Raw genomic sequence first — 6811 nt, forward strand, 5'->3', positions numbered from 1 at the left:
CCAGTTCAGGGAGTACTACAAGGAGAAAAGCAGAATGCGTTACAGAATCAGTATCATCGTATTTGCAATGCTCGCTTTTGCGCCGGCATTGACTGCCTGCGGTGGGAAAGCGGCCGCGATCAACACACCAGCCCAATCTCAACCCACCGCTACAATCGCCAACCCCACCCATGTTGGCAGCGACGGACAGACCGGCGACTCCGCCAGCTTCCCCACCTTTTCCAGCCCGACGAACATCACCAACCTGTTCTTCCCGGTCTCGTCCATCGGCCAGACAGTCTTGCTGGGTCAGGAAGGCGGCGCGTCTCTCCGCGTTGAAACCACGCTGTTGCCCGACACGAAAGCTATCGTCTGGCAGGGTGGCCAGACAGAAGTACGCGTAGTCCAGTATGTGGCTTACGCTGACGACAAGCTGGTCGAAATCGCTTATGATTACCTGGCCCAAGCCGACGACGGCGACGTGTATTACTTCGGTGAAGACGTTACCAACTACGAAAACGGGCAGGCGGCCAATCACGATGGCTCCTGGCTGGCAGGCAAGGACGGCGCGCCTCCGGCGGTCATCATGCCAGCCCATCTCGAAGCGGGCATGATCTTCAATCCAGAAAATTTGCCCGGTGTCGTCTTTGAAACCGATGAGGTGATGTCCGCGTTGGAAAAGACAACGACGCCCAAAGGCCCGATTAACGATGGAGTGCTTATCAAAGAGACGCTTATGGACGGCAGCATCGAGTACAAGGTGTACGCCGCCGGTTATGGCGTAGTCGAAGAACGAGCAGAAGGCGCTCAGGTCAACCTGGTTTTGCTGAATCAAACCAATGCCGCTCCCGGAGTCGTGCCCGGCGCGCTACAAACCATCGAGGCGCAGGCCGAAGACATCATAGACATCGCACCGGTTGGCGATTGGGCCAAAGTGAGCGCCAATGTCGCGGCCACTGTCGAGGCATGGAAAGCCTACCAGACGCAAGCCACACAAGATGGCGCACCCCGGGCTTTTCAAGACGCACTGGCCTCGGCGCTCGACCGCTTACAGACTGCGTCAACCGCTAAGGATTCGGCGGCGACCATGCAGGCCGCCAACAACCTGAGCGCCACCGTGGTTGACCTGTTCAATGTCTACCATCCCTCTGTCCCCGCCGACATTGGGCGTCTTGATGTGCTGGAACGGCAAATCTTCCTCGACGTGGCGGCCAGCAACTTGACTGCCGCCGCCGACAACCTTGCCAAAGTCAACATGGTTTGGGTGCGGGTCAGGCCTTCCATTCTTGCCCATAATAGCGCAGGCGTAGCCACGCAGTTTGAGGCCAGCCTCACTGCGCAAGCGAACGCGCTCGAAGAGAAAGACGTAAACACCCTCACTGCCGAAGCCAAGAACGGTTTGGAAATCGTGGATGCATTGGAGAAAGTTTATTAGACGATTGGGACTTGCGAAAAAATAGATGCCGCCTTAATATCATGGGCGCAGGCCGAGCACAATCGGCTTGCGCTCATTTCAATTTGGGCCAGGCCCAAATCCTACGAACAGGCCAAAATGGAGCGATGCCGTGATCGAGTTTGCCGACATTGTGGGCGGCAAAGTGCCGGGCCGCTCGTCGCCATTTTATTTTAGCGAATTGGAGTTAGAATCGGCCCATGCCTTCCTTCGACGACCTCATCAAAGAATTCCCCCTCGCCACCCGCGAGCAACTCAAAACCACCTGGGACGCTCTGCCCGCCCCAGCCCAGGACGAACTGAAAAAGTCGCTGGACTACCTGCCCAAAGACTTGACGATGTGGCGGATGTTGCTGGGGCTGTCGCTCACCCAGTTCAAGATCGCCTTCGGCGACAAGCAAAAGGTCGCCATCGTCGGCCCGGCCAACGTGGGCAAATCCACCCTCTACAATCAACTCATTCGCGCGAAGGACGACAAGGCCGAAGTGAGCGCCCTGCCCGGCACGACGCGCGTCAACCAGGAAGCCGACTCGGGTTTGTTTGCCCTCGTTGACACGCCCGGCGCGGACGCGGTGGGTGAAGTGGGCGAAGCCGAGAAGGCGCACGCGCTGGCGGCGGCCCGCGAGGCCGACTTCCTCATCATCACCTTCGACGCCATTCAGGGCATCAAACGCACCGAGCAGGAACTGTTCGACGAGCTCAACGCGCTGGGCAAGCCGTTCATTGTCGTTCTGAATAAGATTGACTTGGTGCGGCGCGAGGCCGACAAAGTGGTGGAACGGTCAGCCGCCAACCTGCGCCTCCAGCCGGAACAAGTCATCCCCGTCGCCGCCAAAGACGGCAAGAACCTGGATCGAGTGTTGATGGCGATTGCCAAGACCGAGCCGGAGATCGTAGCCGCGCTGGGCAAGGCCTTGCCCGAATATCGCTGGCGGCTGGCCTGGGCCGCCATCACCGGGGCGGCGTCCACCTCTGCCGTTATCGCTCTCACGCCCCTGCCCATTTTTGACGTGGTGCCTCTGCTGGCGGTGCAATCGTCGCTCATCCTCGGCGTCGCCCGAATTTACAACTACAAGATTACGCCGGAGCGGGCCAAGGAACTGACGGTGACGTTTGGGCTTGGGTTTTTGGGGCGGACTCTGTTTCAGGAGCTGAGCAAACTGGGCGGGCCGCCCGGCTGGTTGCTCTCGGCGGCCATTGCTTCGTCCACGACCGTCGTCATGGGCTACGCCGCCATCGTCTGGTTCGAGAGCGGCGAAAAACTCACCGGCGAGTCTATGAAGAAGATCACCAAGCAGTTGACCGATTACTTCATCGAGTCTCTGCGCAACCTGGGCAAGAAGAAGCCGGACAAGAAGAGCCTGCAGGAGACCATCGCCCAGTCGTTGGAAAACTCGCCGCTGGCCGCCAGCCGCGAGACGCTGGATAAAGAAGCTGAAACCGACCAAAAAGATTCAGCCGCTAATTCCGCGAATTGACACGAGTTATTCGAATCAATTCGCGATAATTCGCGACAAGAGCCAACTATGACTCAACTCATCGAATGTGTTCCCAATTTCTCAGAAGGCCGGCAGGCAGACGTGATTCAGGCCATCGCCGATTCGATTCGGGCGGTAGCCGGGGCACAGATGCTCAACATTAGCTCGGACGTTGACCACAACCGCACGGTGATCACGTTCGTCGGCGATGCCGCCGCGGTGGAGGCCGGCGCTTTCGCCGCCATTGCCAAAGCCGCCGAACTGATCGATCTCGACCAGCATCACGGCGAGCATCCCCGGCTCGGAGCGACCGACGTGGTTCCCTTCATCCCGATTCGCGAAGCCACGATGGAAGACTGTGTTGCCATCGCCAAACGGCTCGGCGAGCGGGTGGGAAGCGAATTGAACATCCCCGTTTATTTATATGAGGCGGCGGCCACGAGGCCGGATCGGGAGAATTTAGAAAACGTCCGGCGGGGCGAGTACGAAGGTCTAAAAGCAGAGATCGGCTCCAATCCTGCTCGCCAACCGGACTTCGGCCCGTCGCAAATCGGCAAGGCCGGGGCGACCATCATCGGCGCGCGCCAATTTCTCATCGCTTACAACGTCTATCTCAACACGAGTGATGTCAACATCGCCAGGAAGGTTGCGAAGGCCGCGCGTCACTCATCGGGCGGCTTGCGCTTTGTGAAGGCGCTGGGTCTGCTAGTGGAGGGCCAGGCGCAGGTGAGCATGAACCTGACCGACTTCACCAAGACGCCGGTGTATCGCGCCGTCGAACTGGTGCGCCGCGAGGCGGCGCGTTACGGGGTGAGCGTTGCGCGCTCCGAGTTGGTTGGGCTTGTTCCGCAAGCGGCGCTGGTGGATACGGCCCAGTGGTATTTGCAACTCGACGGCTTGAGCGACGATCAGATTTTGGAGAACAAGCTGACGGCACGCTTCGCGCCGGAGACACAATCCGATTCATTCCTCAACGCCATTGCCGCCGGAACGGCCACGCCCGGCGGCGGCGCGGCGGGCGCTTACGCCGGGGCGATGGCCGCCGCGTTGGTGGCGATGGTGGGCCGTGTCACCGTTGGCAAAAAGAAATACGCCGAGGTGGAGGCCGAGATGCAGGAGATGATCACCGCCGCCGAAAAACTGCGGGCCGATCTCACCGCCGCCGTCGCCGCCGACATCGAAGCCTTTGAGGCGGTAATGGCCGCCTACAAACTCCCCAAAGCCACCGAGGCGGAAGTTGCAGCGCGTGGTGAAGCCATTGAGCGCGCCAATCATGGCGCAACTGCCGTGCCACTGCGCGTGGCCCGCGATGCGACGAGTGTGTTGGGGCTGGCCGCCCTGGCGGCTGAGAAAGCCAACGTCAATGCCATCTCGGACGCCGGTTCTGCCGCCAACATGGCAATCGCCTCTCTGCGCGCCGCCGCCCTCAACGTGCGCATCAACGCCGCCGGGATCAAAGATCGCGATGCGGCCAACTTCTGGCTGAGCGAGGTGGCCTCGCTCGAACACCGGGCGGCGGATACGTTTGAGGCTATCAACCGGACGATTGTGGAGAGGATGAAGTAGGGATAAAGACCCTTGCCCCTTTTTGGGGCGCAAGCGCAGGTGCGGCACGGGGATTGCAGCGGACGGCTTCGCTCCGCCGCTACTGATGCCGACCGTTGGGCGCACCACTAAGTTGCCGTCGCCGCGATAGCGGATACTTCTTGGCATCCTAGGTGTGACCCGACCCTTCAGAACCCAGCCTGAACCAATTTTACTTCTCCACCATCTGCTTCACCCGCCTCGCCTGTTCGTCCATTGACTTCTGCATTTGTTGCTTGACCATGGCCTCTGCCGCCGCCGGGAAGCCGCCCGCCAGTTCCATCGAAACGGTCAGCTTCGTCCCACTTCCAGCCGCCTCAAAAAGATAGACCGTCTCAACCGGCGTGGGGACGCCGGTCGTCTTGACGCTCCATTTCTGGTTCGGCTCAAAGGCCGAGACCTGCAATTGCGTCTGCATTCGGTGGCCCATGACTTCGGAAGTGTAGTGATAGATTGAACCGACGCCGACCGGGCCGTCCGGCGTGACCTTCGCCTCAAGCACGCCGGTTTGCCAGGCCCTATGATTCTCGACGGCGATGACGTAGGCGAAAACTTTTTCGACGGGTTGATTGATGGTGATGCTGGAAGATACGGTTGGCATGTGGAGTCTCCTTGTGGGGAGAAAGTATACCCTAGCGTTGGCCTTTATTACCAAACCGTAACACGGCATTACAGAAAAAAAAGAGGGTGTGAGAATACAAGTAATGAAGTAAAAGTATGATGGGAGAAGAAGGAAACGTCACTATGCAATACCGCTTCAAACATTCTCTTCTTTTGTCGGCAATTGTCACAGCAATGGCATTGATTATCAGCTGCGCTTCCCCATCCATCCTGACACACTTCCCAACTTCAACTACCACACCTGCTTCAACGGCAACCAATACCGTTCAGCTAACTGCCGTTCCGACATCAACTTCGCAACCGCCCACAAAAGCCCGCACCCCAACCTCAGCACACCCGGCTGAACTACCTACCTCAACTCCAGGTTTTGATATTGACTTTAATCTGACGGCTACTGCGGTCGTCGGACAACTTGTCGCATCAGGTTCTTCAAAGATCGAGTCCTATTTTTCGCCAGATAGAAAGTGGCGAGCCGACTTTGTTTCCTATGAGTGCATGCACGTTGAGGGCAGTGTTGACGCAAATTCGTATGAGGAAATGAAACTTGTCGAGATGAGCACTGACATTGAGAAGGTTATAGCCCATCAATTTATCTATTGCGGCGGCCTCGGCGCTTATGGCCTGGGTGGCCTCTTCTGGTCATCGAATAGTCGTTACTTCTATTACACCGAAACCAGAGAAGGTGTTCCTGATGGGTGTAATCTTTTCGGGGAAAAGCCGATCTCACGCTTGGACGCAACCAACTTACAGACAGAAGGGTTGGGAGCAGGCCCGCTTTCACCTGACAAAACAAAACTGGCGACATGGGAAAACAACGGAATTAGCGTTTGGAGTCTTGACGATGGTAAACTGGCCAGCTTTTCAGCGGTCATGCCAGGCGGTACAGGAGGCCCTATTGCCTGGTCGTCTGGCAGCCAATCCCTGGTTTATTTGCAAATCGATTCAGAGTGCCCCCCATCCGGAAAGACTAGGCTTGGGCTAATTGACTTACCAACCATGAAGCAGAAATTACTGGTCGAGTCTGAAGAGGTTGGTTTTTTGAGCGTGCGTTGGGAAGGCTTTGCTAGGCTGATATTGAGCGACTTTCAAGGCAAAGAATGGCACTACGAGTTTGCAACGGGCGAACTCAAGCCCGCGCAATGAGCATCTGGTTCAGTAGTGTTTCACGGATTCACCTGTAAGTTAATCTCAAGATTATCGTAACATGCGTCAGGGATAGGACAATCGACAACAATCTCCTCTGGATAACCGTATTGAGCATTATATGAAATTGAGCAGTTCAACCACGGAAACCAAAAGGCACAGCTTTGAGCCGTATTGAACAGGGCTGAGATTGTTAATTCATTGAAGTCTTGCGGCTGACAATCTGGGCACATCAAATTCGAACCATTATCGATTTCTCCATTTCGAATTAACAGCACTGTTTCTCCTTGGAAAAACTTGTGCGAAACTCTCTTGATAGTCAAAGAGTAGTTTTGCAACCGAGCGGCGTCCCACTTCATATTACTGGACACATTGATGCCAAACGCCAGAAGCAAGTGGGCCAGATATATACCTAGTTCGTGTCCAAGAAATCACTTTTCAACATAAGGCAGCAGGACCCCGCGCCGATGCTTGATCAAAAATTGCGCGATGGTCGCCAGATTATTAGCAATGACTCCCCAGCCCACCCAGCGTTCCATCCCGAGGTCGCCAT

The 6811-nt window shown here is 56.9% G+C and carries 5 protein-coding genes; 4 read left to right on the forward strand and 1 reads right to left on the reverse strand.

What is annotated here, in order from left to right:
- The first annotated feature begins 34 nt into the window (after positions 1-34).
- The 3 genes from HYZ49_20520 to ftcD all read left to right on the forward strand — a co-directional run bounded on the left by HYZ49_20520 (position 35) and on the right by ftcD (position 4476).
- Positions 35-1414, forward strand: a complete 1380-nt coding sequence (locus HYZ49_20520; protein ID MBI3244670.1) for a hypothetical protein — start codon at positions 35-37, stop codon at positions 1412-1414.
- 218 nt (positions 1415-1632) lie between these two features.
- The gene (locus HYZ49_20525; GenBank protein ID MBI3244671.1) at positions 1633-2910 is read left to right on the forward strand and encodes a GTP-binding protein; all 1278 of its coding nucleotides are present in this window, start codon (positions 1633-1635) and stop codon (positions 2908-2910) included.
- Between the two features lie 48 nt (positions 2911-2958).
- On the forward strand, positions 2959-4476 hold the full coding sequence (gene ftcD / locus HYZ49_20530) for a glutamate formimidoyltransferase (GenBank protein ID MBI3244672.1): 1518 nt from the start codon (positions 2959-2961) through the stop codon (positions 4474-4476).
- A gap of 190 nt (positions 4477-4666) precedes the next feature.
- Here ftcD and HYZ49_20535 read toward each other — a convergent pair whose 3' ends face one another.
- Positions 4667-5095, reverse strand: coding sequence for an SRPBCC family protein (locus HYZ49_20535; protein MBI3244673.1), 429 nt, complete (start codon positions 5093-5095; stop codon positions 4667-4669).
- 143 nt (positions 5096-5238) lie between these two features.
- Here HYZ49_20535 and HYZ49_20540 point away from each other — a divergent pair, with 143 nt between their 5' ends.
- Positions 5239-6258 carry a hypothetical protein gene (locus HYZ49_20540; protein ID MBI3244674.1) on the forward strand — a complete coding sequence of 340 codons (1020 nt, stop codon included), beginning with the start codon at positions 5239-5241 and terminating at the stop codon, positions 6256-6258.
- Positions 6259-6811: the final 553 nt, after the last annotated feature.

The organism is Chloroflexota bacterium (genome assembly GCA_016197225.1).
Taxonomy (GTDB): Bacteria; Chloroflexota; Anaerolineae; order Anaerolineales; family VGOW01; genus VGOW01.